Consider the following 23982-nt stretch of genomic DNA (forward strand, 5'->3'; position numbering starts at 1 on the left):
AGAATCCATGCCCATCCCCCGCCTGTCCCCCGGCGACCGCGTACGCGTCACCGTCGAAGCCATCATCGAACGGCATGCGCCAGGACACCTCGAGCTCAGCCCCCGCACGTGCATCGACTACAAGTCCGAGGACGACCTGCAGGTCGAGGTTCTCCTCGGCCGGTTCCGCCGCGGCGACGTCGTCACCGACGGCACCCGCACCCTCATGCGCACGGTCGTCGTCCGGGACGGCGGCGCCGAGGCGTACTGGGCTACCCCGGACGGCGAAATCGTGCGTGACGACGAAGTCCGCCCCGAGGCGCTGCGGCTGCTGCTGCGCGGCGCCTGACGAAGCGGCGCGCGCCCGCCGGACTGCAGGGTCGGTACGCCGTGCCTCACGGAGCCGACGCCGACGTGGCCCCCCTCCGCCGGATCTGGCACGACCTCCAGGCGACGCCGTCACCCGCGGCCGGCCACCTGTTGGCGATCGAGACGGCGATGGCCACGCTGCCCGCCGACCGCTTCGCGCGGTCCGCGAAGAACTGCCGCACGACAGCCGCCCGGCTGGACACCGTCCGTACGGCGGCCGAGCAGACCGCGGCGAGGTCCTCGGACGGCGACCTGGCGGAAGGCCGCCCGCTGCTGCGGGAGTTGTCGGCCCTGGCCGCCGAGACCGTCGAACGTCTGGAAGCCACCGCACTGCTGCTCGACGACACCGGACGGCTCGGCACGGTCCCCGAGATCAACGACGCGCTCGCTCGGGCCTGCGTCAGTCCGCCCACCGGCGCCGGCGAACGGTCCGTGCGCGTGGACACCAGGGAGCTCGAGCCGGTACGCCGCACCGACGACGGGCGCTGGACGGGCCCGGGTATCACGGAGCCGTTCCTCTCCCCCGAGGGCGCGACCGCAGCGCTGGTGCACAGCCACCTCGCCCAGGCCGAGACCCTGTGCCGGGAGCGCGCCCTCTGAGCCGGCGCGCAATCCTCTCCGGGCCGCGAACATCGCGCTGCACACCATCGTGCTGGTCCGGATGCGCTTCGACGAACACACCCGCGCCTACGTCGAACGCCGCACCAAGAGAGGGCTGTCCAAGAAGGACATCATGCGCTGCCGCAAGCGAATCGTCGCCCGCGAGGTCCACCGCGCTCTGACCAGTACACCGGCCACGCACATCACTCAAAACGACCTTGCTCCAGCTGCTTGACAGCTATATGAGCGTCCCGAGAACGGAAAATCCGATGAGCGCCAAGCTGTACGACGGGCTGCGGCTGACCGCGCACGCGCCCGACCTCTTCGAACTCACCCGCGTGATCTCCAAGCGCATGCGCGAGGTCTTCCGCGAGCTGGCTGTACCCATCATCGCCAGGAACGTCGCCCGCGTCGTCGACGACGCCGAGGTGCGCGAACGCGACATGGGCGGCCCCCTGCACAACTACCTCGTCTACCGGGCTCGGAAGCTCTGGCTCGACGAGCAGGCCGGACTCGATGACCGCATGACGTTCCACGATCCGCTGCGCTTCAGCATCGTCTTCGGCCAGGTCGACGACGAGTGGGGCACACACCGGTTGGCGTACCCCTTCGCCGGGAAGCGCGCGTACACCGACGCACTCCTGGCCCTCGAAGCCGATGGCCACCCGATCTTCGTCGACTACCACTACCAGAACCAGGCTGACCGGCCGACGGAGGTCTCGGACGACGAGTGGAAGCATCGGCGCGACGACTGGAACTCTCTGCTCGACGCTGAAGACCCTGAGACCAACGGCACCTTCGGGCACCTGCCCGGCTGGCAGCTCCCAGACAGCATCGAGGGTGTCTTCGACACGGTTCTGCTCGGATACAAGGACACCGTCATCGATCTGAACGCGCACCGCACCATCGAGTACCGCATGCGCCAGACACTCAACCGGGCGGTGACCCTCGACCTGAACCTCGATCCGGTCGGTGGCATGAACAGAGTACTGACCCGCAACCGACGCATCGAGCGAGCGATCTCGCAGTACCTCGACACCGCCGAGGGCAAGGCCATGCCGCGACCCGCGCCACTGCCGGGTGTTCGGGAACTCGACGTCACGATCAGCGAGTTGCCGCCGGCCTACGAGCCTCCGACCGAAGCCGTCGCCCGGATCGGCCAGCTTTGTCGCGAGCAGGCGCTGGCTGGTGACTGATCTGGATCGACGCAGTCGATCCGGGAGTAGATCTGCGGAGGCATCTGCATCCCCTCGCCCACGGGCGCGATCGCTTCGTGGGTTCGAATCCCGCCGCTGTGCTGGAGCTCATGAGGCCGGTTGTGCGAAGCATCAGCTGATCGCGCCCTTGGGCGTGCCTAATCCACATCACGAGAAGAGCGAGACCACCATGGCTGAGTCCACGACCACCGTGAAGCACGACGTCACCATCGCCTTCGGCGGCATCGAGCTGACCGGAGCGCTCGTGCACGACGACGAGAACCGTGTGCTGGAACTCGAAAACGCAGAGGGCCCCGCCGAGCCCATCTCGATCAGCCTACAGGGCTACGGCTTCACACCCGAACCCGGGAACGTCTTCATCAAGGACTGGTCTGAACACTCGGGCTTGACGGCTCGCCTGGCGCAGGCAGGTCTGGTGACGCCCATGCACACACTCACCGTTGGGCCTTACCGCTCGACGGCCTACGAAGTGCAGGTGACGCTGTGAGTCTCGGGATCCTCATCGCCGTCGGGCTGGTCCTGCTGCTGTTCTGGTTCATCCTGGCGGTCGTCCGCCGAGGCAGGATCGCCGATCTCGAGTACTCCTATCGGCTGGCCTGCAAGAGGGGCGATACCGCCAGAGCAGACCAGGCGGAGGCCGAGCTACGAGACATCCGGGCATCACGTCGGGAGTCTGGTCGGGGGAGTGGCCGATAACTCAGCGAAGAGCGCGAGTTTGATCGGCGAAGCCGATTCGGGCCTCGGAGTGACAAGGCATTCGATCAGCACAGCTGATTCGGAAGAAGCACTGGAAGAGGACATCATCTGATCAGCGAAGCTGATCCGGATGGTGGCATGACAGACAACTGAACATCTCAACGACCCACCCAACTGCGCGCGGACGACGACGTCGATCCGGGCGCTGCGCTGTATTCAAGGAGAATCCATCATGTCGAACCCGAACAGCACCGCATCCGTCATCGGCCGCCTGGCGAACGACCCGAAGGTCTTCGAGAACAAGGACGGCTCCAAGAAGGTCATGCTCACCGCCTTCGTCGACCGCGGCTACACCGACCGTCAGGGCAACCGCATCTCCGACGCGCTGCCCTTCGAGGCCTTCGTCCGTGCCGAGACGCAGGGCACCGGGCCGTTCGCCCACGTGCACAAGGGTGACCTGGTGGGCCTCAGCTATGAGCCCCGCCTGAACCGCTACACCAAGAACGGTGCCGAGGTCTTCGAGGTCAAGCTCGAGATCCAGAACATCTCCTTCCTGGAGTCCCGCGCCACCACCCAGGCCCGCCTGGCCGAGCGCGTCACCAAGGCCGAGGCCCAGAACCAGAACCTGCAGGCCCAGGCTCCCGCCCCGGTCGCGGCTGCCGCTCCGGCCGTCGCGCACGCCAGCGCCGTGCAGGACGAGCAGCTGCCCTTTCAGACCGCTTGACGATCTATAGAACTTCGCCCCTCCCGGCGGTGGGCCTGGTCGAGCTCACAGAACGGACCCCATCGCCCTCACCACACGAAGGAGCAGCACATGCCCAAGTCCCGCGTCCGGATCAACCTCACCGGCAAGCGAGACAAGTAACCCACGCCGCGGGCCTGGCCGACGCCGACAACGGCCCAGCCTCTCACTCCAAGACCTCGATCGGTGCCCCCGGCCCGCCTTCTCGGCACCGATGCTGTTGGCTAGTTCAGGGGGCCTGCGTGGCGTCGGCCCTCAGGACCACCTGGTTGTGGTCTTGAAGGCCGACGTTGTCGGACGCGACACCCACGAACAGGAGTAGTCACCGTGATCCCACCCGACGGCCCACACGTGCTCCGTCCCCACGCCCGGCGTCGCGCCAGGCTCCTGCAGGGGCAGGGCCGGCACCTGCTGAACGCCGGCTACCTCAGCTTCGTCGTCTTCGGCATAGCCGCCCTTACGCTTACGGATTGGGCGCGCGGCGCCGACGAGTGGATCTGGCTGCCTGCGGCCGTGCCCGTGACCTTCGTAATCATCGGAGCAGCAGTCCAGAGCCGAGACGAACAGGCTGACTGACACCCTGGCAGAGGGCGTGGGGCCGTCAGCTCTTGTTTCGCGGGCCACCCTCACCGCCCGCACCGCCCTCACCACCCGCACCACCCTCACCACCCCTCCAGTCCACTCCCTACGACGCCACCGAAGCAGGCGAGATCACCTCCGGCACGGACCGCGACCACTCGGTAGAGGTCGGCTACCGCGTCCGCAATACGGACACCGTTCCGCGCACCTACACGGTGCAAGTCAACGGCGCGGCCCGTCACGGCATCGAGGCCGAGACCCCCTTGATCCCCGGCTCCGAATACCGAGGCACCATCGCCATCGTCATCGCCCCAAGGACTGTTCCATCACCTGGGGCCTCATCGGGGGCTGCCCCAGGTCCGCCGGGCCCCTCCCCCCGGCACCACCCACCCAACTCGTCTGGACAGGAGAACGCGTTGAGCAACACCACCCCGACCGTCCCCGCCCGCCGCTCCCACCAGCGGCCCGTAAACACCGAGATCGCCGCCCTGGACCTGGGCAGCGTCGGAGGCGTCCGCGAGGCCATCGACCTCTTCGCCCGCAGGATGCTGGAGGCCGCCGCGATCGGGCACGACCGCGACCAACGCACCCACGCCGCGACCGTCCAGGCCCTCAACGCGCTGCTGCTGGACATGCTCAACACCCGCTGTCCTGTCCGCCAGGGCAAGGGAACGCTCGACCACGCCGCGTGCCCCAACACCGCCGCCCACCACTCGTAAACCCGCCCCTCCGGGGGCGCCCGTTGGCGCGGCCTGCTCTTCGACGCCCTCAACCGGATCTGACCCCACTGCCGGCCAAACCTCGACTGTTCTCGAGTCATCAGCACAGCTGATCCGGGCGATCGACAACAGAGCCGCCACTGACTTCTGTACGGAGCGGTTCGAATCCGCAGTGCGCCGACTGATCCTCGGCGTGCGCCAGTGGGCACACCGTGCAGACCGACCGCGGAACAGGTTCGATTCCTGAGCGCTGCAGCTGATCCCTGCGGCGCGTCCCTGGAGATCTCCGCGGCTCCGGCTTCCCCAGCACCCCGGTGCGCGCTCTGCCTTTGGGCAGCAGCTGCGCCGGGGTGCTGTGTTTTTTCCTCTTCGTGGCTCGCCTTGCTCGTCCCGTGAAGGCAGTAAGCACAAGGGATCAGCGGAGCTGATCCGGATCTGGCGTTGAAGAACATCCTCGTCACGTCAGGAGCCGAGCCATGAACTGCCCGAACTGCGCCATCGACATGGAGTCGAACGCCCACGGCGTCCGCGCCAGCAAAAGGGCCGAGAAGGTCACGCACACGTGCTCCGAGTGCGGCTACAGCGAGACTCGCTGACCAGCGGCTTCTTCGCCCTGCCTTTCCTCTTCCCCTCCACTGCGGTCGCGAAGGAAACCACGCCGATGAACACGCTCCAGACGATGCCCGGCTTGCCCATCATCCTCATCGTCTTCGCTGCCGCCCTCGCGACGATGGGACTCGCCTTCCTCCTGCCGGACCTGATCGGACGGAAGCCGCGGGCCAAGAACCACGGCAGCAAGACCGAGCAGCGCGCCCGGCCCGCCGTCGGCAGCTACGTCCTCCTCGCCGAGCCCAGCGGATACCTCGAATACGGGTTCGGTGCAGTCCCCGGCAGCATCGGCATCATCGTCCGGCATTCCTGGAACCGCATTGACGACACCGGGGTGTTCGTCCACTGGCTGACGAAGCCGGACGACCTCGTGCACCAGGACCTCGCCGTCTTGGAGGACGCACGCATCTACGGCGTGCGCTGTGAGCTCGACGAGCTCGCCTTCTTCGAACCCATGCCAGCGGCCCACTCCCAGCACAAGCACTGACCAAGGAGCACTGACCATCATGAGTTTCCTCAGCCGCATCGGCTTCATCGAGACCGAAGAGCAGGAGCGGACCCGGCTGGCCCAGGCCCCCGAAGGCTCGCTGAACCACTACCTGTCCACCCGACCCGTGACCATCGAGGAGTGGCCCAAGGACCTGCTCGTCGAGCTGCCCTGGGAGCCGCCGCGCACGAACCAGTCCTACCGCGTCGTCGTGGTGCCGATGGAGTTCCGGAAGGAGGCTCTGCCCGACGGCGTTGAGGAAGAGCCCGTGCCACGTAAGCGCCACTCCGGTTCCTGGATGTGCGCCGTGGTGTTCTCGACCCACCCGAGCTACCCGGCCGGCGGCTTCCGCATCGACGTCCCGGCCGCCGAGCTGGCCCGCGGCCGGAGGATCGACCTCGCCGGGGTACCGGCCCAGGCCTGACCCCACGAGCGCAACGCATCCGCACCATCAGCCCCCGCAGGGATCACGCCGCGCGGGGGCTCCTCGTTCTCGCCCCACTCGACTGAAGCAGAAAGCAGACGCCATGTCCCGCACCAGAACCTCTTCCGTCCTCCTCGTCCTCGTGGCGCTGCGTTCTGTTCCCTGACCCCACGCTCCTCAACACCACCCAGCAGTAAGCGAGTTCCGCTATGTCCACCGTCAGTGAAGAGCAGAAGATCGACGCCGTCCACCGGCTGGGCGTGATGTCCGAGCGGCACCCCGAGCTGAAGCGCCGCGTGGCGGACGCCCGGCTCGAACTCGCTGCCGTCATTCTCGCCATGGACGCCGTCGACGAGCGCATCCAGGCGGGGGAGAAGATCCACTCCCTTCAGGAGCAGGCCGCCGTCGAACAAGCGAAGAACGCCCATGCTCAGGCCTTGGCGGACCTCCTGCGAGGCGAGCACTGAGCCGCACGCGCTCGTTCCTGCAATCACCACCGAACCACCCACAGGAGGCTCCGTCATGCCCGATGCACCCGAATACACGCCCCGCAGCATCTACATGCTGGAGCCGCACGCTGATCTTGTGACCGCTGAGAACAGATACATTCCGATCGAGGCCATCGCCGAGCGCGTCTATGGCAAGCCGTATAGCTCGCTGCGCGGATGCCAGCGGGACGACGAGCACATCGGCAATGACAGCGTGAAGCTCTACGAGCTCACCTCCGACGGGGACTACCTGCAGGCACTCGGCGACCTCGACGACGCCGAGATCTACCTGGGCTGGGACTCCCGCACCGGCGAGAGCGTCTTCAAGACCGGCATGACGGAGCTGGACTACTGGTTGAGCATCCGCGTCGCCGACGAAAACACACCAGCCACCGTCGAGGCGAACCCGCCGGCGACGCAAGACCTTGAGAACGCCGTGTTCGAGGACCGGTTCTTCGCCGATCGCGCCTTCTCGCCGTCGCTGCGGCTGGTCCTGACCGATCTGATCCGCCGCGGCGAACTGCCGCGCGGCGACTACCTGTTCCGGCACTGCTGGTGATCGAAGCGGAATGAAGGTTGGAACCATCGCTCAGTCTCAGACATCCGTCCTTGACGTCGCCAAGCACATCCTGCAGAAACACGCCGTGGCCGAGCCCGACCGGCCGGCGATGACGGCGATGAAGCTCCAGAAGCTTGTCTACTATCGCCAGGCCTGGCACCTCGCCTGGGAGGGCAGAGCCCTCTTCCCGGAAGCGATCCAGGCTTGGGCCTCCGGGCCCGTCTGCCCTGAGCTCTATGAGCTGCACTAGGGCTACTTCACCGTCCAGGCCGGCTTCTTCGCCAAACGGCTGCGCATGCGCAGCGACGTCGAAACCACCTGACCACGCCCAGAATGAGAGAGACCCAGCACCATGTACAACACCCCCTTACGTCAACGCCAACGCCTGCGTGACTGGGCGATCTCGATCGCGATCGTTGCCGCCCTGGTCGCAGGCGTGTTCCTCTGGCTCAACCACATCAAGGAGCAAGACGCCCAGGAGCGCGCTGCCATGGCGAACACGAAGATCGTCTACGTCGCGGACCCCGTGCAGAAGCTCGTCAAGCGCGCCGACGGCTCTTACTACAAGGCGACCCCCGAGGCGGAGACTCCGGACACCGGCACCTACGACTACACGACCATCGAAGACAAAGACGTCGTCGTACCCAGAAGAGTGTCGGTGAAAGAACAACGTGAGAAGCGTCAGTTCCCGTGGCACCACTCGACGTTCATCAACGACATCACAGTCCGAGTCATCTATCCACACGAAGCAGACCAGACGCCGCGCGTCGAGCGGCTGCGCTGCACGGTCGAGCCCGTCGATGCGTCGAAGCCGAGCTACACCGGCGACCCGCACGGCAGGAGTCGGCTGAAGATCGGGTCCGACCAGGAAGGCACGGACGCAGGAAGCCTGAGTGGTCTCTTCTCGAACGGCGGCCAGCAGCTGTGCCAGGACCGGATCACGATCCTCGTGCCGGACGGCAGCATCCAGCCGTAGCCGACTGCGGCTTGACCCTGGGCGTCGGCAGGTGAATTCCGCAGAGCCCCCGCCAGCTGAGCATCATGCTCGCCGGGCGGGGGTCTCTCTGACCTCCTGGCCCCACGACCTGACCAAGACCGCCCCCGCCGTCGCCGAGCGCACCGGCACGATCCTCAAGGCCGCGCTGACAACGCACGGCGTCACCTTCCGCGTGGTCAAGCCCTGGCGCTCCCTGCCCGGCGCCTCCCTGGTGACCACCGCCCCGGGCCAGCCGGACGTGTGGATCGACGCGTACTCCCACACCAACCGCTCCGCCGTGTCCGGCTACGACGTGCCACTGGCCGGACTGTTCGGCATCAGCGCTGTGATCACCGACAATTTCAACACCCATCACGTGCACTGCGACTTCACCGAGGCGCCCGCCAACATCACCGACCCGGCCGCCGCCGACGCCATGGCATCGGCCGTCGCCGCCCACCTGGCCGCCTATCCGTCCCTGATTGGCGCGCAGTGGGTCACCATCGCATCCCACCCGGCCAGCCGCACCGAATACCGGGAATTCGTCACCGCACACGGCACGTGGGCGCACGCATCCTCCCCCACCGGCTACACCACCGGCCCCAGCCTGGACACCGCCAAAGTCTGGGGCGCCTACCAGCGGCGCGTGGCCGACCTCACCGCCGAGACCCGCTGAACCCGCGACCGGCAGCCCCTTCCACTGGCGGCCGGCCCCCGCCGCGCGACCGACCGGCGTGCGGCCCAACCCCCGAAAGGACCACCGCAAATGAGCACCACCGCCGAGACCCGCACCTGTCTGCACTGCGCCCGCGAAATCGAGTACATCGAGGCCGACGGACAAGGCGCCTGGTACGACTCGTCCAACCGGACCGGGTGCGTGGACGGTGAGCAGCCGCACGCCCCGGAGCCGCTGTGCGGCTCGTGCCGGGACTACGGCCTGATCGAGATCCGCCACGCGTCCACGGACGGTCTGATCGGGCACCGGCCGTGCGACGATCCCGCGTGCACCGACCGACGCGAGAAGGCCGCAGCGCGGGCGGCCGAGCGGCACACCGGCGAAATGGTGATCGGGGATGAGGAGTTCGGCCCCCAGGTGTGCGCAAAGTGCGGCTTTGGCGGCTACACCCCCGTAACCGGCCTGTTCAGCCACGGTCAGCCGGTCTACGTGTGCACGGCGCGCGGCTGCGGCTACAAGGCCGGACACGACACTTTCACGCTGGAGGACGGCGAGCGCCTGGCCGTGCACGACGACGGCCGCCTGTACGTCGTCCGTCCCTACGACGGCCCCCCCGTTCTAAGACCCACAGCCCCCGACCGGATCACGACCGGCACCCCAAGCAAGACGGAGCGGGGACACCGGACCCGCTCCGACCGGCACAGGGTCCCCGACCACGGCAGCAATCCCGGAAGGAACCCCCAGCATGACCACGCAGGCTCGCAGCATCGTTCGAGAGATCGTCACCCGCTCGTACCGCCGGTACACCCCGACCAACGGCCGTGCGCCGGAGGGCACCGAGTACGGCGTCGACGGCTGGTTGTTCACGCTGCCCGGCGAGACGCTCAACGGGCGCCGGTTCCCACAGAGCACGTATGCCGCCTACCAGGTATCGGAACGCGGAATGCTGTTCTGGCAGGTGCGCGAAGTCGGCGGCGAGCGGCGGCAGGTCGGCAGCCACAGCACCACCCGTAAGGGCGCTCTCGCGCTCGCGGTCGGCGCGGTTGCCCACGAGCGGGAGAAGACGGCCGCGACCGTGACGGCCGCGCCGGCAACTCGCGACCAGGGTACCCGTGCACACGGCGCCGCGTGGCGCCTGGCCGCCGAGGGCGGCGAGTGTTCCCAGGTGTCGGCCACCATGACCGAGCGGCTGGAGCGGATGCGTGCGGGCCAACTCGCCGCCCTGCCGACCGTCGCGGAATCCGGATGGCGTACCCGCTCGCCGGTGGGGGAGCCACGCTGCGGCTGATGACCGCCGAGGGCAGCACGGCGGAACGCCACATGATCCCGCTCACGGAGCGGGGTGCGGCCGGGCGGGAGAACGACCCCGCCGGTATCTACCTGGACGCCATCACCGACGGCGCGAACACGGAGGGGCTGAAGATCGCGGCTGGGTGGCACCTGATGCGGCTCGGCTTCAACTACGCGCGCGGCGCGGCCTGGGTGCCGTACACCGGCTGCGCGAGCAGCGAGGCGCAGTGGAAGGAGTGGGCGCCGATGCTGCCCGAGGGGCACCGGTGGCCGCACACGGTGCGCGTCGCCATCACGGCGACGGCCGAACACCTCGCCTACATAGACCGCGCGTACGGTCCCGCGCCGGAACTGCCGGACCTTCCGGCCGGTGTGAGCGCGCACCCGTCCGGCCCGCGTTCCTGGCAGATCTGCTACGCCAACCGCCGGTTCTGGCAGCTCTCCTACTGGCCCCGGATGGGCGGCGACGTGTGGACCCTGTACGCCGACCCGGCCCGTACCAAGTCCCTCGCCAGGGCCGCGAGCCCCGGCGAACTCCTCGCCACCATCCCCGTCCGTGACGCCGAAGCGCAGGCCCGCGCGGCGGCCCGCAAGGGCTACTGAGACGGGATCCGACACGATGACGGTCACGATCACCGCGGTGCACGGCCGGTTGGTCCGGCGCCACACGGCCAGCATGCGGCGCGCGGTCAGCGCCGCCCGCTTCACCCGCGCCTGAACCGCGCGGTCCTGGCCAAGCTCCCCACCTGACACGCCATGCGGCCCCGGGACATGCACAACCGGAGCCGGTCCCTATTCCCCAGACGATTCGGGGGACACGCCCATCGAACGGTGTGCCTGACGAACAGGACAGCCAAGCCTCCCTTTCGAATGACATGGCCTCGAATCGACAGGCGATCCTGAATGGCCTGACAGGGGGACGAGTTGGGGAAGAGGGAATCGGATAAGACGCGGGCAGTGCGCTGCAAAGCAGCGCCGGGGGTCTCACTACCGAATCCATCACATCTTCCCGGGGGAGACCGCCATGCCCGAGCGCACCGAGCACGCCTTGCTCTACATCAAGTACGTCGACGACGCCCTTGCCGAGCAGGGTGTCGCCGCAGTCGAAGGCGCGATCTCCGGCATCAGTCTGAGGATCCTGGCGCGGGCTCTACCTGACGGCCGGACGTCCGTCGCCGTCTCGCTCTACAAGCGCGTGCACCGCATGCGCGCCTCGGGCAAGGCATTCCACTACTGGACCGCCGAGAAGCTCACGTCGATGGCCCGCACGAAGAAGGACCTCGTCGTCCTGCGCGAGATCGACCGCCGCACCGGCAAATCCACCACCTGCCATGTCTTCTCCGAGACCGTGGTCGAGTCCTGGATCCACGGGCTGTCCGGGACACTGCAGCGGTGGATGCACAGCAACCCGCAGGCCCGCCGGCTCGAAGGACCGGAGCCCGAGGGAGTCGACAACGCCGTGGACCAGGCGATCGCCGCGATCCGCGACCACATCGGCGAGCTGCCGAACTGGAACGACCGCTTCCCGCTGCTCAAGGACGACCGGCAGGGTCGTCCGGCCTCCGCCTACCTGCCTTATCTCGATGCCCACGACCATGCGCAGGTCGCGAAGAACCTCTTCGGCGTGCGCGCCTACCGCCGGCCGCTGGCCCGCGAGGTGGAGCGTCTGGACATCAGCACCCTGAGCTGGTTCGCCATGTTCCGCGGGCTGGTGCCCGTGGACTGGCTCATCGACGCAATGGGCACCACGAAAACAGCCAGCGGTCGCAGCCTGATGCGCGAGCTGTCGCTCACATCCCTGCAGCGGCGAGGCATCCGCTCGATCCTGCGCCGGACTCCGCAGCCGGTGCTGCGACGGATCCTCAAGGAGCCCGTCCACCAGGCGCGGCGCACGCTGGCCGATGCAGCCGACTGCACGGCTCACCGTTTGGCCGTCACCCGTGACCTCGACCTCCTTCCAGAGATCATCGCTGCCCGCGGGCAGCGCCGGGTCCGCGGCTCCCGTGACCTCGAGCACCTGGTCCGGGACCTGCCCGCAATCGAGCGCTGGCACGACCCCCGGGGCCGCATGGCCCAGCGTGTCATGCAGGAGGAGATCTACGCCCTTCGCGAGATGGAGCACTACAACCGCGAGATCCGGCTGCTTTCCGAGGGCACGGCCCAGGTCGCTGACTGGGACCTCTGGAAGGACGAGGCGTTCCGCGTGCAGGCGTTGGGTCTGATCGAGGAGCATCGGCGCGAGCTGATGGCTGCCCGCGATCGTGAGCGCTACGAACGCGAGGAGGCCCGCCGCCTCGAGCGGATCGCGAAGCAGGCCCAGCGCCACCAATGGGCACTGCAGACGGCCGCACTGCTGGATGGCCGGGAAGCAGCCCCCGGTCTGAGCCTCGTCGTCGCCCGTGATGCCGAGACGCTCTCCCGCTGGGGTGCGATGCTCAACAACTGCATCGGCGGGTACGCCAGAGAGCTGGAGCTGGATGTGTTCGCCGCGGTCTGCGAAGCGGACGGCCGCGTGCGTCTGAACCTGCAGATCACGCAGTCGCATGGCGTAGAGCAGATCCTCGGGAAGAACAACCGCGACGCCGTGCGTGAGCTCGGCGAAGCGGCCCAGCAGGTCGTCGACGGGCTGGGCGCCATGGAAGTCAGCTTCCACTCGGATGCTCTGGGCGTGGACGGGCTGCGACTGCCTCAGAGGACTCACTGACGCCAAATCTCTACGGGGACCCCGACCTGGTGCTCCGGCATCAGGCCGGGGTCCTTCTCTTGCTACCCGTAATGCCGGAGGAGCACGTGGACTGCAGGGACAAGGCGACCCCCGAGGCGACTCCGTACACCGACTCCTACGCGCGGCCCACATCCCCACATTGAGAGACGAGAGGATTCCGCGTGCAGACCACTGCTCTTGACCACGCCGGAAAGACGTTCGTTGACGTCACCGTGACCACCACCACCCGGCACCCGATGACCGAGCACCGTTGGGCAGTGCTCGGCGATCTGGCCCGCACGCCCTACCGCGCGCACCACACCAGGACGCTGACCACCTGCCGCGATCTCGTCAGGTTCGGGCTCGCCACGTACACAGAAGACGGGCACGGCTACACGATCACCGACGCGGGCCAGACTGCGTGGACCGTCCACGCCGCGACGGCGCAGACCCGCGACGCAATCAACCAGGGCGCCCACTCCTGACCGTGCCCAGACTCTCGAGCCCCGCCGGCAACTCGCCACCGGGGCGCGGGGGCCTGTGCACGGACAGAGGGGGGAGAGCACACGGTGAACACGACCACGATGGCCGCGCCGGTCGCGCGGCGGGACCTGGACGGGTCCTCGATCACCTCCTCGCCGAGCACAGCTTGGCCCAGACCGTCGCCGCCAATCTGGGCATGGGAGTCTTCCGCGGCATCGACATCCACTGCTTCAACGGCGTCCTTGTTCGCCTGACCATCCCGCCACTGTGGCTCGGCCTGCACGCTGACGCTGCTTCACCGTTCCTCGTCGAGATCGCCAGCGAGTTGGACGATCAGTACCCCGACACCGCCACCTGGCAGTTCTGGCACGGCGAGCAGTGGCGGGTGCTCGACCTCCCGGACATACCGAGCTGAACACCCCGGCGAACGTGGCCCACGCATTCCGTTCGGCTCAACAGCGCCCTGATGTACGACCAGGTCGCCGTGAACCTCACGCACGAGCCAGTCGTCGGCATCGGCTCCGCCGCCAGCGGACCGACGAGGCCGCCTGTGTGCCACACCCGGCATTCCTGGGTCTCCCGATCCTACGAGTGGCCGGAATCAACCCTCCTACAACATAAGGACGCCGATGGTCACCGTCGAATTCACCCCGAAGGACATCCCCGCCTTGCGCCGGGCCGCGAAGTTCCTGCGCCGCACGGAACTGAACCTGCCGGACACGGCCGACTCCAAGACCCACGACGCCATCCTCATCTCAGCTCTGCGGCTGGACGACCAGGCCGACGAGCTGGGCGGGCAGACTCCGGATCCGACCCTGAACGGGACCCGGCGCCCGATCTTCAACCAACTCGTCGCCCCCGAGGCCGGCGGGCCCATGTTCCACGAGGAGGCGAATGCGCTGCTCGACGCCCACGAGGACGCGGTCCGGGCCGCCGCCGCGGTGGGCGCGCTCTGTCTCCAGGGCGCGATGCTCGCCCTGCACCCGAAGACGGCCAACCCCCGGCACGGGTGCTGCGCGACGCCGAAGGTCTGCAAGGGGACGCACCGGCCGGAGTGCCGGAGCAGCGAGCACACGATCGGCGGTCAGGTGCCGTGGCCGTGCAAGTCGCTGCGCGCCGTCGGGATCCGCACCGACGCCGACGCCGACGCCGTACGCCAGGCCCTGGCCAAGCTGGAGCGGGATGCCGGGCGCGACGGCTACCCGAGCCGGAAGAAGGCGAACCGCGGCTACGCCGTACACGCCACCAGGCAGATGGACGGCGGCATCGGCGACACCGGCGCGTGCGGCACGTACTTCCCGCAGGACACGGAGAGCAGCCTCGAGGCCCCCGGCACCGACGTGTCGTGCCAGGCCTGTGTGAAGGCACTCCTCAGCAAGCGCGAGGAGTGCGAGGAGGCCGATGCCGCCACAGAGGCCATGCACCGCTGCATCCTGCCGCCGAACCGGTTCCTGCCCTGCGGCTGCTGCCCGCACCAGGTCTGCGAGGACTGTGAGCGCTGCGCCCACACGTGCGAGTGCGGCACCGGCGGAATCCCCGCCCAGCCCGCCGGGGCCGCCCGTGAGCTGTGCCCCAACGGCCAGCCCCGCCCGGAGTGCTCCGAGAGCGACCCATGCGAGCCCTGCTGGCAGGACCAGCAGGAGGAGGGCGACGCGATCGAGGCCAGCATGGGCCTGCGCTGAACCCCGCCCCCACGGCCTGCGCCGACCGGCGGGGGCGGGGCCGTTGGCCTGCTCTCGCAGGACGGGCTCGGTGCGCCACGCCGGGGCGCACCGCCTCAAGGACGGCGCCGGAACGCCCCCACCCCCGGTGCAGGCCGACCCGAACGGCCGACCGTCCCTTCCACTGGCGGCCGGTCCCCCCGCCGCGCGACCGACCGGCGTGCGGCCCAGCCCGCCCGAGAACCCCGACGATCACGCCGCTCTTCTGGCGATGAGCAGGGGCGATCGTCGGTGCTGGCCCTGAGCCACACCCCCTATCCCTATTCAAGGAGAGCCCCGTGATTGCGACACGCTTCAACCCGATGGACATCGAATGCCTCGTGAAGACGGCCGTGGAGCTGTGGGAGGACATCGATCCCAGCGACCTTTCCGAGCACCAGCAGGACACCCTCGACCGTGCACGCGATGCCATGCTCGCCGAGCATGCTGACCAGCAGCCTTCCTTCCCCGAGGTAGTGACTTTCATCAGTCCACGCCCGGCGAGCCAGGCCTGGGTGCTGCGCCGCTGGGATCGCCACCAGGACGAGATGACCCTCCACGTTGACGAGGACTGCGCACTGGCCGGTCTCGCTGAGTACGTACGCGGGGCCTGGGACAACCTCGTTGGTGAGGAAGACGTCCCCGACCAGCCGCCCACCGACGACTGCGAGGCCGTGCGGCTCTACTACGGCCCCGAGCGCAACAGCCGCCCGGACGAGGGATACAACCTCTACGCACAGGACATCGCCAGGCGCGGGCGGACCCGCATTGTGCCGCTCGACTACCGCTTCCCCGACGAGGAGGCGAGCGAGCAGGCGAACCGGGGCGCAATCTTCCACCCGCAGACCGACGACAACGACCTCCCCTGCGTCGAGGTCGATGGTGTCCTGGTGTTTGCCTACCTCGACCACGAGGCCGGCGCCGTCCGGGTCTCCGTGCACCTCGACTCCGCGGAAGACCGGCTGGTCCGTCCCGACGGCACCGTGCCGCTGCGCGTGGAAGTCGAAGACGCCGTGGTACTGGATGACAGTGCAGAGGGCAATCCCAGGCGGGATCTGCTGAACAAGCTGCTCGACGCAGCCGATGACCGCCAGAAGCAGGCAATCCGCGAGGCGGCGTTCGCGGCCGGCCTTCTCTGGCCCTGCCCGACCTGCCAGTGGGACAACCCCGGCGAAGCCGCCTGCTGTGAAGGCCCTGGCCCCTGCCGCGTCCCGAAACCGAAGAAGACCAGCTGACGAAGCAGCCTTGCTTGCCTCTGGGCGTCGGCAGGTGAACTCCGCAGAACTCCCGCCTGCTGAGCATCACGCTCGCTGGGCGGGGGTCTCTCTTTGCCTGATCAGCGGAGCTGATCCGGTCTGGTCTTCGAAAGATCACGTCCAGCGCCAGGAGCGCAGCCATGAGCCAGCCCCTCGAACACACTGATCTCTCGACGACGGAGCACATGTGTTGCGACTGCGTTCCGGACCGGGGGCCCGCGCGCTGCCACCTGTGCTCCGAGATGACGGGGCGAGACGAGGTCTACCCGGGACCGCACTGTCCGACGTGCGCCGTCGAGGCCGCCAAGGTCGCCTTTGAGGTGGCGGCGGGCTACGAGCACGCTGCGCCGGTGGTCCTGCACGCCAGCGAGTTCGCTGATGTTCACGGCGCAGTGAGCGCCGCGTTGCACGCACGCGCAGAGCAGATGCCGGAGCTGCCGCGACAGACGGCGCCCATTGCGGCGAGCTACAGCATCCGTGGCACACACGCGGAGCTCGACGACGTGACGTTCCCGTCTGCTGCCGGCCTCTCCACCGCCGTGATCACCATCCGCACCAAATGCCAGCTCGACCGGCTGACGCTGATCCCCGTGATCAGCCAGATCTCCCATGAAGTCGAGAGTGCAGCCGAGGAGCAGGACGACGCCTACGTCGCCGAGAAGATCTACATCATCGAGGAAGAGCACTGACATGAACGCCACCACCAGCACCGCGGGTTCGACGTGGCGCGACCGCGCCGCCAAGACGATCGGCCGGGTGCTCCTCACCCTCATGATCGCGACAAACGTGATCGTCCTCGCGCCGGCGGCAGTCTTCTGCGTCATGACCGGCCAGTACACGCCAATCATCGTCAGCATCGCCTTCAGTGGCGTGTGCTGGTGGATCCTCCTGCGTACCCTTCGGGCTCTTGCCGAGAAGCACCGCGCGAAGAAGGCACTCATGAGCGCAACCCAGAACTGAAACCGCAGTCCAGATCCGATCCGAAAGAAACACAGCGCCATGAGCACCAGCACCATCAGCACGAATGATCTCGCGAACCTTCAGGTCGGCGACAAGGTTGTCGTCAAGAGCCTCGACCAGAACACCGGGGAGACCATCTGCACGACCGCCGTCCTCGACCGACGCGACGTCCCCGCCATCCCCGGCTGGGGAGGTCGGGAGGAAAAGACCTTGGTCCGACTGAGCAGCGGCTTCTGGTACGACCTGGCCACCGGGCTTCAGGGCGACTCGGGGGCCACGCGCATTGAACGGTGTGCCTGACACCCACACTGAACGCCGAAGATCCCCGCGGAGACGTGTGCTCCACGGGGATCTTCTTTTCTCGCCGGCGGACGGCGGTGCTCCTACTCCTTCAGCTTCCCGGCGTGCTCGTACTCGGCAACGGCCATCATGAACTTCATCGAAAACAGCCCCTCGGCGGGGGACTCCGTGAGACTGCGCAGCGTCGCACCCTTCGTGGTGATCAGCTCAACGACTGCCTGCATCGCCTCGAAGGTCCGTCCGAGCCTGTCGTACTGCCAGACGACGACTTCGTCGCCGGCCTGCCCGGGGCGGTCAGTGCCTGCGGTGGTTCCTGAGACGCCCTCGTCCGAGAAGATCCGGATCGCGCCGACCGTCTTCACGATGTCGGCACGCTGCGAATCCGCGGATCCGTTCGCCGTCCGCACGTAGCCAAAGGTCCTCGTCGGCTGATGCGACTCCGTGACGCTGTGCAGCGTCGCGCCCTTCTCCTCGGTCGCCGCGGCAGCGTCGTCGCCAACGACCTCGCGGTTGAAGACGGTCACCTCGTCGCCCGGCTCCAGGTCTGCGATCATCTCGGCCAGGACCGGACTGCCGAAGCACTCGTCGCGCTCCAGGCCCAGCTCAAGGCCCTGCTGACGGACCGGACAAGCACCGCAGATCTTCTTCGCCTTGAGGGTGGACCCGCCGCCCTTGAAGAAGATCTCGGTGTCCTCGCCGATGCATCGCGAGTGCACGCGTCAGGCCGACGCGTCGTCGCTCTCGACGTCAGAGAGATCGGTTCGTTCTTGCGTGATCGTCATCGCTGCACCTCCAGAGCATCAGCGGGCTTTTCGGTGGTCTCCTGAGGCGGGGCGATGATCAACCGCCGTGATCCATTAATCGCCCGGACCACCCTGAGCTTCCGGCCCCAACCGCCCAGGACATGAGCGAGAGCGGGCCACGACTCGAAGGTCTCCAGCGTGAGGACGTTGCGACGGCGCACCACCGCGGGGATGTGCAGCAGCGTCAGTTGGACGTAGATCATGTGCATGGCCTGCGGTGCTATGTCCTCTGCCGTCACATGCAGCCGCGTCTGTGGGTTCAGGCCGTGCTCGAGCATCGCCTGCGACAGAGCAACCATGAACGCGCCCGCGCCGCAGCTGGGTTCATACACATCGGCGAAGCCGTCCCTCTGCACCTGCTCGACCACCGAGTCGATCTGCATCTCGGCCATCAGCTGGGCGATGTCGTAGGGCGTGTAGTACTGGCCGAGCCGCTCGTTGCCGAGCTCCAACTCCATGTAGAGGCGGCCGAGCACGTCGCAGGGCTCGCGCTCCATCTCCGTGGTCACCAGCGCCAGGGCGTGCGCGAAGCGGTCCAGCTCCGTTCTGCTGTAGCGGCCGGCGATCTGGAGGTACTGCCCTCCGCGCGCTTCCCAGGCCTCGCTCCCGCGGACGTCCACGGCGTTGCGCAGAGCCAGCGCCGCCATCTCGACGAAGTTGTCGAAGACTTCGCTCATCCGCTTCGCGCCGGTGTTCGCCGCCAGCAACTTCACGATCTCGTGGTAGCCGCTCATGCGCCCGGCTCGGGGCTGCTCTTCGAGCCGACCGTGAGGACCGCGGCGGAGCCCGGAAGCTCCTCATCCGACCCGAGCAGCTTCCGCAGGGCCTGCTCGCGAAGCAGAACCAGCGCCCCATCGCGGATGAACACGAGCACGATTTCGTCCGACAACTCGATGCGGCTGCTGATCTCTTCGACCTCGGCCTTCGAGGTCGCATCCAGTACCTCACACATCAGGCCACCTCCTTACTGCGCTTGCCCGCGGGCTTCGCGGCGAGGGCCTGCTGCTCGACGTGGCGAGCCGCGATGTACAGGCCCTCGCGGTTCAGGTGCCGCGAGTAGCTCGAGTCGAGGTAGAGCACGGGCACATCACCGGCGGCCTTCAGCAGCGCCGGGTGCAGCAGGTGCTTGATCGGGCCCGAGCCACCGCCGTAGACGTAGACGACCTCGGTCGTCGCGCCGGCCTGGGAGAGGACGTCACCGAAGGAGGAGACGATCTCGTCGACCAGGTAGCTGGCCTCGTCCTCGACGAAGCCGGCGGCGCGCTGGTGACGGTTCTTCACCAGCACCGACGGCTCCGCGTGGAGGAAGTCGGCCAGCTGCTTGCGCGAGGAGAACTGCAGCGTGGCGTCCGACTCGCTCATGCGCTCCATGGCGTTCATCAGCGCGGTGCCGTAGCCCTCGTCGAGGGTGTCGGCCGCCTCGGGGTTGAACCGGCCGTCGGTGAAGACCGGGAAGTTCACGGTGCCCTCGCCGACGTCGACGCCGATGGTGTTCTGCACCGCCACCAGATCGGAGGCAGAGACACCTTCCACGATGGACGCGTCACGGGCGCGCAGATCATCGAGCAGGGCCTGTGCGAGCGGCTCGCCCTTGTCGGTGATGGCGAACTGCGCGGAGGCACCCTCGGCCATCACCTGGACGTCGACGAACTGCAGACGCACCGAGACCGGGGTGCTGAAGTTCTTGATCGTCACCAGGTGCACCGTCGGATCCGCGCTGCCCAGCAGACCGATGAACTCGGCGGCGTAGGCGTGGCGACGCGCGACGAACTCAGAGATCGGCAACGCCAGGCCGGCGCGCACCTGCACGCGCAGCTCGTGATCGGGCAGCGCGCCGTTCTCGCGGACGTAGTCGCGCAGGGCCTTCGCGGCGAAGACACCCAGGACCAGAACCTTGCTCAGCTCCTGATCGGCCTTGGAGTGCTTGCCCAACACCTCGAACTCGGTGAACTTCGAGCCACGCACAGACAGGGCTGCGCGGCCGAAGATCCGGCGGTCCGACGCCGCCACCAGGGGAGTGGTGAGCGAGCAGTCAATCTGGTTGTAGAAGTCGCCGGCCAGCACGGAGGCCGCATCCGCGTCGGGGAGCGGCACCTTCGGCGAGGTGCGGGAAGTCGAGACGACCGCGCTGGGCAGATCGAGCTCGTCGAAAGTCCCCTGCTTCGTGTTCTGGATGACGCCCTTGACGTAGCCGTTGCCGACGTCGATGCCGCCGGTGAGAGTGATGATGTCGTTGCTGTTGGCGCTCATGAATTCGGTCCCTCGGTGTCTGCGTTGTCTGCCTGGAAAATGAAATTCACCGCGTCACTCAGCGCCGAGTACTCGCCATGATTTCGTCGATGGATGCCTGCTTCGGCGGCTCCGGCGATGCGCTGGGGGCGCTTGCCGCGGGCTCCTCGGCCGTCTCAACCCGTGCGGGAACCGGCTCAGGCTGGGCTACCGGCGCTGGTGCTGTCTTCTCGACGACGGCGTCGGCCTGGTCGGTTACCACGGGCTGCGGCTGCGGCTGAACCGGCCTGGCGGCCGGACTGCGATCGGTTGTGGCCTCGTCATCCTCGTGCTGCTCGGTGCTCTCCAGCGGCGGCCGACCACGACGCGGCAGCTGCTCGACGGGCTTGTAGTAGACGTCGACGTATCCGTCGCGCTGAATGGACTCCCGAATGAGCAGTCGCAGCGACTGCGAGATGTTCTCCTGCTGATCGAGCCACTCGATCACCGAGGTGTCGGCAGCGGGCACGGTCCAGCGGACCTTGCGAGGTTCACCCGACTGATTCGGCATTGAACTCACCTCGCCCTGCCACTCGCTCCTGCACTTCATCCGATCGTTCGCCGGATGCCTCTCTCTCTGTCACATGGACTCACCACCCTTCGCGTTTCCTCTCGAATGCGAATCAACGCGAGTCCACCCTAGTGTCCCTATCGAGTCCTATGCAAGTCCCATTCGATACACGAGTGAGGTGCCAATAATGTCCCTGTCGAGTGCTGGCAGGGACACCTACGAGACACCGCAGTGCCCCCGCCTGGGGCGGCCGCGCGCAAGCCGCCGGCATCATGCGCCTATGAGCCCCACCTGCGACGCAGCAGGTGCTCACCCGGGGCACCTGCGAGACACCTGCGGTACCGACACTGATCCAGAAGAGGCACAGCGAAGTACGAACGGCGTCCCTGTGGTGCCCCGGTCGTGTCTCCTGGGAGGCGCCACCCGACATCCCCGCACAGGTGAGTCCTCCGAAGGCTCTGTGCGCAACGCCAATGTGGTACTGCCGGGGCGCGCACGAGACACCGTGGGGACGTGCGCAGAACTCCAAGAGGTACACCGGCATCAGTCGGCGTCTTATCGGTGTCCCCGTCGAGTCTCGTTCGTGTACCGACGAGTCACCCCGGAGACGCGAGGGAGACGCTGTTTCATTGCTGTTTCATGGAGCCGAAAAGCCTGTCTGTGCCCCTTGCTGAAGCCCGTCGGCGGGCACGGCAGCGCAGCCACGGAACGCCGGCGGAGCGAGATCAGCACAGCCGCCGATGAGCCGTCGGCACGGTGCTGGCACAGCGCTGGTGCGACGGTCTGTCTAGGACGGCCTCAATTGGCCCCGGGGTAACGGGGGGAGTTCTGGCCCCGGGTGAGGAACGGGAAGTTTTGGCTCCACCCTGGGGTCGTTTGCGATGGTTACAGACGGTCGGTACAGGGGCGTCATCGGGCCGTCATGGTCGCGCAGAGGAGCGCAGAGGGAGAAGGGGCGAAGGGGGAGCAGTCCCCCGCACACAGCGAGCGTGCGAGGAACGACTTGCTTCCGCAGCAAAGGCCCGTGAGGTAGAGGAAGAGCAGAGGCATTTGCTGCGGAAGCAGCCCCTGGAAGATGACGACAACGGCCTGATGACGCTGGAGCTGCTCGCTGTGCCCGATGGGCAGCTGGTCGCAGCAGTCGGGCCTCTCTCCTTCTGATGCGTCCACGAAGGAACACCCCGGGCTCGCCGCGCAAGCGCGAAAAGGAGCACAGCCCGGGGCCGGAACGTGCGTCGTCGACACAGTGCAGAACACCCGCCTCGGACGCGGTGCATAAAGTGCTGGCACGCTGCCGCGGCAGCACCGGAGCGAGGTGAATCCACGTCGGTGCAGCCAGCACGACGCGACGGGGCCAGGCCGGCTGCGCCGCCGCGGCGAGCGGTGGAGCAGAGCGTTATCCACAGCCGAAGCGACGGTGTCGCGAGAGGACGGATCCGCTGCGCGGCGAAGACTGTGCCGCCGACGGCAGCAGAGCGATGAACCGGGGCTGCGCCCCGTCAGGAGCAGACCCGTACCCCCGGCCTCGCTCGTGCCTCACGAGGACGGATCAGCGTGGGGGTACGGCCGTATCACGGACGTCGAAACAGCAGTACACCCAAAAGGTGCGATGACCAGGCGAAACAGCCGAACCCGTACCCCCGCTACGCGGAAGAAAGGGAGGGGTACGGATCAAGAAGGTACGGACCGTTTCCCCTGATGTTCCAGGCTTCCGCTAACGCTCCAGCCGTGGAACAGCGAGGACGACGACAAGGAAGCAAAAGGGCATAAGGGAACCTGATAACACGTGTCCTGCGGACCCTCGCTCCGCTCGGCCTCTCCGCTGCGCTCCGAGGACGTGTTAGTCGGCATGGCCGACGGGTTCCACCGCTCGCAAGCTCGCCGGTCCGTCGGTCGCTGGCGCTCCCTCTGGCTATGCCCAGCGCTGCGCTTGAGAGAGGAATCCCCACTGCTGCCCCGCTGCAGTTGTCCACAGGTGTGGCCGCCGCAGCAGAGGGTGCAGCAGTGGTGGATCGCCGGGCGCTGCGCGCCTGGCTCAGGTGAGAAGTGACGACCCGTGCGACGGCTCGCTGCGCATCCATCCGGGAGCAGATCACGCCAGCAAGATCTTCCGGGTCGTCAGCCAGCGGAGCTGGCACGGGGGCTGGGCCGAACATCGAGATCACACGGACGCCACCGGAGTCCGCACTCGATGGTCGCCACCCGCACCCGAGTCCACGAAGAGGCACCACCATGACGCAGTCCCAGCCCGAAACCTCGCCCTACAACACCGGAGCCCGCTGCGAGCCGAAGTTGTGGCAACCGAAACAGCGAAGCCGTCGCCGAGGTGATGCGCTCCGGTGATCCCGAGGACATCGGCAACGTCGACTTCGACGACGAGAGCAGCCCGGTCGTCACCGTGCACGTCTCCCGCCGCGATGACGGGATGTACACCGTCCACCTCATGCCGATGTGTGATGACGACCAGATCCGCGTCGAGCTCCACCGGGAGATGGACCTGGCCATCATTGAGCCCGGTACCAGCCGGCCGGTATGAACCAGCGACATGCAGGCCGCCGCGCCTGCCCGGACAGCGTGGCCTCAGCTC

At 67.6% G+C, this 23982-nt stretch carries 31 protein-coding genes; 26 read left to right on the forward strand and 5 right to left on the reverse strand.

Translation table 11 applies throughout. The annotated features are described in order from the left end of the window. The first annotated feature begins 7 nt into the window (after positions 1-7). The 25 genes from ACWD35_RS17055 to ACWD35_RS17175 all read left to right on the forward strand — a co-directional run bounded on the left by ACWD35_RS17055 (position 8) and on the right by ACWD35_RS17175 (position 17813). The gene (locus ACWD35_RS17055) at positions 8-328 is read left to right on the forward strand and encodes a hypothetical protein (protein WP_451352039.1); all 321 of its coding nucleotides are present in this window, start codon (positions 8-10) and stop codon (positions 326-328) included. Positions 329-369: 41 nt separating this feature from the next. Continuing rightward, complete coding sequence (locus ACWD35_RS17060) at positions 370-948, forward strand: hypothetical protein (protein WP_451352040.1); 579 nt, start codon at positions 370-372, stop codon at positions 946-948. Positions 949-1009: 61 nt separating this feature from the next. Continuing rightward, a complete protein-coding gene (locus ACWD35_RS17065) occupies positions 1010-1183 on the forward strand; it encodes a hypothetical protein (protein ID WP_451352041.1) in 174 nt (57 codons plus the stop codon). 34 nt (positions 1184-1217) lie between these two features. Then, a complete protein-coding gene (locus ACWD35_RS17070; RefSeq protein ID WP_451352042.1) occupies positions 1218-2144 on the forward strand; it encodes a hypothetical protein in 927 nt (308 codons plus the stop codon). 190 nt (positions 2145-2334) lie between these two features. Further along, positions 2335-2652, forward strand: a complete 318-nt coding sequence (locus ACWD35_RS17075; RefSeq protein ID WP_451352043.1) for a hypothetical protein — start codon at positions 2335-2337, stop codon at positions 2650-2652. 441 nt (positions 2653-3093) lie between these two features. After that, complete coding sequence (locus ACWD35_RS17080) at positions 3094-3585, forward strand: single-stranded DNA-binding protein (RefSeq protein ID WP_451352044.1); 492 nt, start codon at positions 3094-3096, stop codon at positions 3583-3585. 345 nt (positions 3586-3930) lie between these two features. Continuing rightward, positions 3931-4179, forward strand: a complete 249-nt coding sequence (locus tag ACWD35_RS17085; RefSeq protein ID WP_451352045.1) for a hypothetical protein — start codon at positions 3931-3933, stop codon at positions 4177-4179. Positions 4180-4598: 419 nt separating this feature from the next. Then, positions 4599-4901 (forward strand): hypothetical protein, encoded by a 303-nt coding sequence (locus ACWD35_RS17090; RefSeq protein ID WP_451352046.1) that lies wholly within the window; start codon positions 4599-4601, stop codon positions 4899-4901. A 661-nt stretch (positions 4902-5562) separates the two neighbouring features. Beyond that, positions 5563-5997 carry a hypothetical protein gene (locus tag ACWD35_RS17095; protein WP_451352047.1) on the forward strand — a complete coding sequence of 145 codons (435 nt, stop codon included), beginning with the start codon at positions 5563-5565 and terminating at the stop codon, positions 5995-5997. Positions 5998-6016: 19 nt separating this feature from the next. Then, on the forward strand, positions 6017-6421 hold the full coding sequence (locus ACWD35_RS17100; RefSeq protein ID WP_451352048.1) for a hypothetical protein: 405 nt from the start codon (positions 6017-6019) through the stop codon (positions 6419-6421). Positions 6422-6630: 209 nt separating this feature from the next. Further along, a complete protein-coding gene (locus ACWD35_RS17105) occupies positions 6631-6888 on the forward strand; it encodes a hypothetical protein (RefSeq protein WP_362283471.1) in 258 nt (85 codons plus the stop codon). Positions 6889-6943: 55 nt separating this feature from the next. Further along, complete coding sequence (locus ACWD35_RS17110) at positions 6944-7468, forward strand: hypothetical protein (protein ID WP_451352049.1); 525 nt, start codon at positions 6944-6946, stop codon at positions 7466-7468. Positions 7469-7478: 10 nt separating this feature from the next. After that, the gene (locus ACWD35_RS17115; protein WP_451352050.1) at positions 7479-7718 is read left to right on the forward strand and encodes a Panacea domain-containing protein; all 240 of its coding nucleotides are present in this window, start codon (positions 7479-7481) and stop codon (positions 7716-7718) included. A gap of 102 nt (positions 7719-7820) precedes the next feature. Further along, on the forward strand, positions 7821-8444 hold the full coding sequence (locus tag ACWD35_RS17120; RefSeq protein WP_451352051.1) for a hypothetical protein: 624 nt from the start codon (positions 7821-7823) through the stop codon (positions 8442-8444). 31 nt (positions 8445-8475) lie between these two features. Next, positions 8476-9120: a hypothetical protein gene (locus tag ACWD35_RS17125; protein ID WP_451352052.1), complete on the forward strand. Its 645-nt coding sequence runs from the start codon at positions 8476-8478 to the stop codon at positions 9118-9120. 745 nt (positions 9121-9865) lie between these two features. Next, positions 9866-10408: a hypothetical protein gene (locus tag ACWD35_RS17130; RefSeq protein ID WP_451352053.1), complete on the forward strand. Its 543-nt coding sequence runs from the start codon at positions 9866-9868 to the stop codon at positions 10406-10408. Continuing rightward, positions 10366-11013 (forward strand): hypothetical protein, encoded by a 648-nt coding sequence (locus ACWD35_RS17135; protein WP_451352054.1) that lies wholly within the window; start codon positions 10366-10368, stop codon positions 11011-11013. Before ACWD35_RS17130 ends, ACWD35_RS17135 begins: the two co-directional genes overlap by 43 nt. A 421-nt stretch (positions 11014-11434) precedes the next feature. Beyond that, entirely contained in the window at positions 11435-13114 is a 1680-nt protein-coding gene (locus ACWD35_RS17140) for a PcfJ domain-containing protein (protein WP_451352055.1), read from the forward strand. Between the two features lie 182 nt (positions 13115-13296). Next, positions 13297-13599 carry a hypothetical protein gene (locus ACWD35_RS17145; RefSeq protein ID WP_451352056.1) on the forward strand — a complete coding sequence of 101 codons (303 nt, stop codon included), beginning with the start codon at positions 13297-13299 and terminating at the stop codon, positions 13597-13599. A gap of 164 nt (positions 13600-13763) precedes the next feature. Continuing rightward, positions 13764-14012 (forward strand): hypothetical protein, encoded by a 249-nt coding sequence (locus ACWD35_RS17150; protein WP_451352057.1) that lies wholly within the window; start codon positions 13764-13766, stop codon positions 14010-14012. Positions 14013-14226: 214 nt separating this feature from the next. Next, on the forward strand, positions 14227-15279 hold the full coding sequence (locus tag ACWD35_RS17155; protein ID WP_451352058.1) for a hypothetical protein: 1053 nt from the start codon (positions 14227-14229) through the stop codon (positions 15277-15279). A gap of 359 nt (positions 15280-15638) precedes the next feature. Then, positions 15639-16532, forward strand: a complete 894-nt coding sequence (locus tag ACWD35_RS17160) for a hypothetical protein (protein ID WP_451352059.1) — start codon at positions 15639-15641, stop codon at positions 16530-16532. 161 nt (positions 16533-16693) lie between these two features. Next, positions 16694-17242: a hypothetical protein gene (locus ACWD35_RS17165; RefSeq protein ID WP_451352060.1), complete on the forward strand. Its 549-nt coding sequence runs from the start codon at positions 16694-16696 to the stop codon at positions 17240-17242. Between the two features lies 1 nt (position 17243). After that, positions 17244-17513, forward strand: coding sequence for a hypothetical protein (locus tag ACWD35_RS17170; RefSeq protein ID WP_451352061.1), 270 nt, complete (start codon positions 17244-17246; stop codon positions 17511-17513). Positions 17514-17552: 39 nt separating this feature from the next. Further along, positions 17553-17813 (forward strand): hypothetical protein, encoded by a 261-nt coding sequence (locus tag ACWD35_RS17175; protein ID WP_451352062.1) that lies wholly within the window; start codon positions 17553-17555, stop codon positions 17811-17813. 83 nt (positions 17814-17896) lie between these two features. On the opposite strand, the gene ACWD35_RS17180 is transcribed toward ACWD35_RS17175, so the two are convergent. The 5 genes from ACWD35_RS17180 to ACWD35_RS17200 form a co-directional block, all read right to left on the reverse strand. Next, entirely contained in the window at positions 17897-18529 is a 633-nt protein-coding gene (locus ACWD35_RS17180; RefSeq protein WP_451352063.1) for a recombinase family protein, read from the reverse strand. Positions 18530-18591: 62 nt separating this feature from the next. Then, positions 18592-19350 carry an N-6 DNA methylase gene (locus ACWD35_RS17185; protein ID WP_451352064.1) on the reverse strand — a complete coding sequence of 253 codons (759 nt, stop codon included), beginning with the start codon at positions 19348-19350 and terminating at the stop codon, positions 18592-18594. Then, positions 19347-19568: a hypothetical protein gene (locus ACWD35_RS17190; RefSeq protein ID WP_451352065.1), complete on the reverse strand. Its 222-nt coding sequence runs from the start codon at positions 19566-19568 to the stop codon at positions 19347-19349. Before ACWD35_RS17190 ends, ACWD35_RS17185 begins: the two co-directional genes overlap by 4 nt. Beyond that, on the reverse strand, positions 19568-20866 hold the full coding sequence (locus ACWD35_RS17195; protein ID WP_451352066.1) for a ParM/StbA family protein: 1299 nt from the start codon (positions 20864-20866) through the stop codon (positions 19568-19570). The genes ACWD35_RS17190 and ACWD35_RS17195 overlap by 1 nt, the downstream gene beginning before the upstream one ends. Positions 20867-20924: 58 nt before the next feature. Then, complete coding sequence (locus tag ACWD35_RS17200; protein WP_451352067.1) at positions 20925-21395, reverse strand: hypothetical protein; 471 nt, start codon at positions 21393-21395, stop codon at positions 20925-20927. 2329 nt (positions 21396-23724) lie between these two features. Between ACWD35_RS17200 and ACWD35_RS17205 the strand changes: the two genes are divergently transcribed. Then, complete coding sequence (locus ACWD35_RS17205; RefSeq protein WP_451352068.1) at positions 23725-23931, forward strand: hypothetical protein; 207 nt, start codon at positions 23725-23727, stop codon at positions 23929-23931. The last annotated feature ends 51 nt before the right edge of the window (positions 23932-23982 follow it).

Source organism: Streptomyces sp. NPDC002671 (genome assembly GCF_053592475.1).

What these genes read in the sequence shown, in the direction of transcription:
- ACWD35_RS17165 (WP_451352060.1), top strand. Translation starts at nt 16,694, where the DNA reads ATGAGCCAGCCCCTCGAACACACTGATCTCTCGACGACGGAGCACATG.
- ACWD35_RS17155 (WP_451352058.1), top strand. Translation starts at nt 14,227, where the DNA reads ATGGTCACCGTCGAATTCACCCCGAAGGACATCCCCGCCTTGCGCCGG.
- ACWD35_RS17175 (WP_451352062.1), top strand. Translation starts at nt 17,553, where the DNA reads ATGAGCACCAGCACCATCAGCACGAATGATCTCGCGAACCTTCAGGTC.
- ACWD35_RS17070 (WP_451352042.1), top strand. Translation starts at nt 1,218, where the DNA reads ATGAGCGCCAAGCTGTACGACGGGCTGCGGCTGACCGCGCACGCGCCC.
- ACWD35_RS17170 (WP_451352061.1), top strand. Translation starts at nt 17,244, where the DNA reads ATGAACGCCACCACCAGCACCGCGGGTTCGACGTGGCGCGACCGCGCC.
- ACWD35_RS17065 (WP_451352041.1), top strand. Translation starts at nt 1,010, where the DNA reads ATGCGCTTCGACGAACACACCCGCGCCTACGTCGAACGCCGCACCAAG.
- ACWD35_RS17110 (WP_451352049.1), top strand. Translation starts at nt 6,944, where the DNA reads ATGCCCGATGCACCCGAATACACGCCCCGCAGCATCTACATGCTGGAG.
- ACWD35_RS17105 (WP_362283471.1), top strand. Translation starts at nt 6,631, where the DNA reads ATGTCCACCGTCAGTGAAGAGCAGAAGATCGACGCCGTCCACCGGCTG.
- ACWD35_RS17205 (WP_451352068.1), top strand. Translation starts at nt 23,725, where the DNA reads ATGCGCTCCGGTGATCCCGAGGACATCGGCAACGTCGACTTCGACGAC.
- ACWD35_RS17120 (WP_451352051.1), top strand. Translation starts at nt 7,821, where the DNA reads ATGTACAACACCCCCTTACGTCAACGCCAACGCCTGCGTGACTGGGCG.
- ACWD35_RS17075 (WP_451352043.1), top strand. Translation starts at nt 2,335, where the DNA reads ATGGCTGAGTCCACGACCACCGTGAAGCACGACGTCACCATCGCCTTC.
- ACWD35_RS17095 (WP_451352047.1), top strand. Translation starts at nt 5,563, where the DNA reads ATGAACACGCTCCAGACGATGCCCGGCTTGCCCATCATCCTCATCGTC.
- ACWD35_RS17100 (WP_451352048.1), top strand. Translation starts at nt 6,017, where the DNA reads ATGAGTTTCCTCAGCCGCATCGGCTTCATCGAGACCGAAGAGCAGGAG.
- ACWD35_RS17195 (WP_451352066.1), bottom strand. Translation starts at nt 20,866, where the DNA reads ATGAGCGCCAACAGCAACGACATCATCACTCTCACCGGCGGCATCGAC.
- ACWD35_RS17130 (WP_451352053.1), top strand. Translation starts at nt 9,866, where the DNA reads ATGACCACGCAGGCTCGCAGCATCGTTCGAGAGATCGTCACCCGCTCG.
- ACWD35_RS17190 (WP_451352065.1), bottom strand. Translation starts at nt 19,568, where the DNA reads ATGTGTGAGGTACTGGATGCGACCTCGAAGGCCGAGGTCGAAGAGATC.
- ACWD35_RS17115 (WP_451352050.1), top strand. Translation starts at nt 7,479, where the DNA reads ATGAAGGTTGGAACCATCGCTCAGTCTCAGACATCCGTCCTTGACGTC.
- ACWD35_RS17135 (WP_451352054.1), top strand. Translation starts at nt 10,366, where the DNA reads ATGGCGTACCCGCTCGCCGGTGGGGGAGCCACGCTGCGGCTGATGACC.
- ACWD35_RS17185 (WP_451352064.1), bottom strand. Translation starts at nt 19,350, where the DNA reads ATGAGCGGCTACCACGAGATCGTGAAGTTGCTGGCGGCGAACACCGGC.
- ACWD35_RS17140 (WP_451352055.1), top strand. Translation starts at nt 11,435, where the DNA reads ATGCCCGAGCGCACCGAGCACGCCTTGCTCTACATCAAGTACGTCGAC.
- ACWD35_RS17055 (WP_451352039.1), top strand. Translation starts at nt 8, where the DNA reads ATGCCCATCCCCCGCCTGTCCCCCGGCGACCGCGTACGCGTCACCGTC.
- ACWD35_RS17200 (WP_451352067.1), bottom strand. Translation starts at nt 21,395, where the DNA reads ATGCCGAATCAGTCGGGTGAACCTCGCAAGGTCCGCTGGACCGTGCCC.
- ACWD35_RS17080 (WP_451352044.1), top strand. Translation starts at nt 3,094, where the DNA reads ATGTCGAACCCGAACAGCACCGCATCCGTCATCGGCCGCCTGGCGAAC.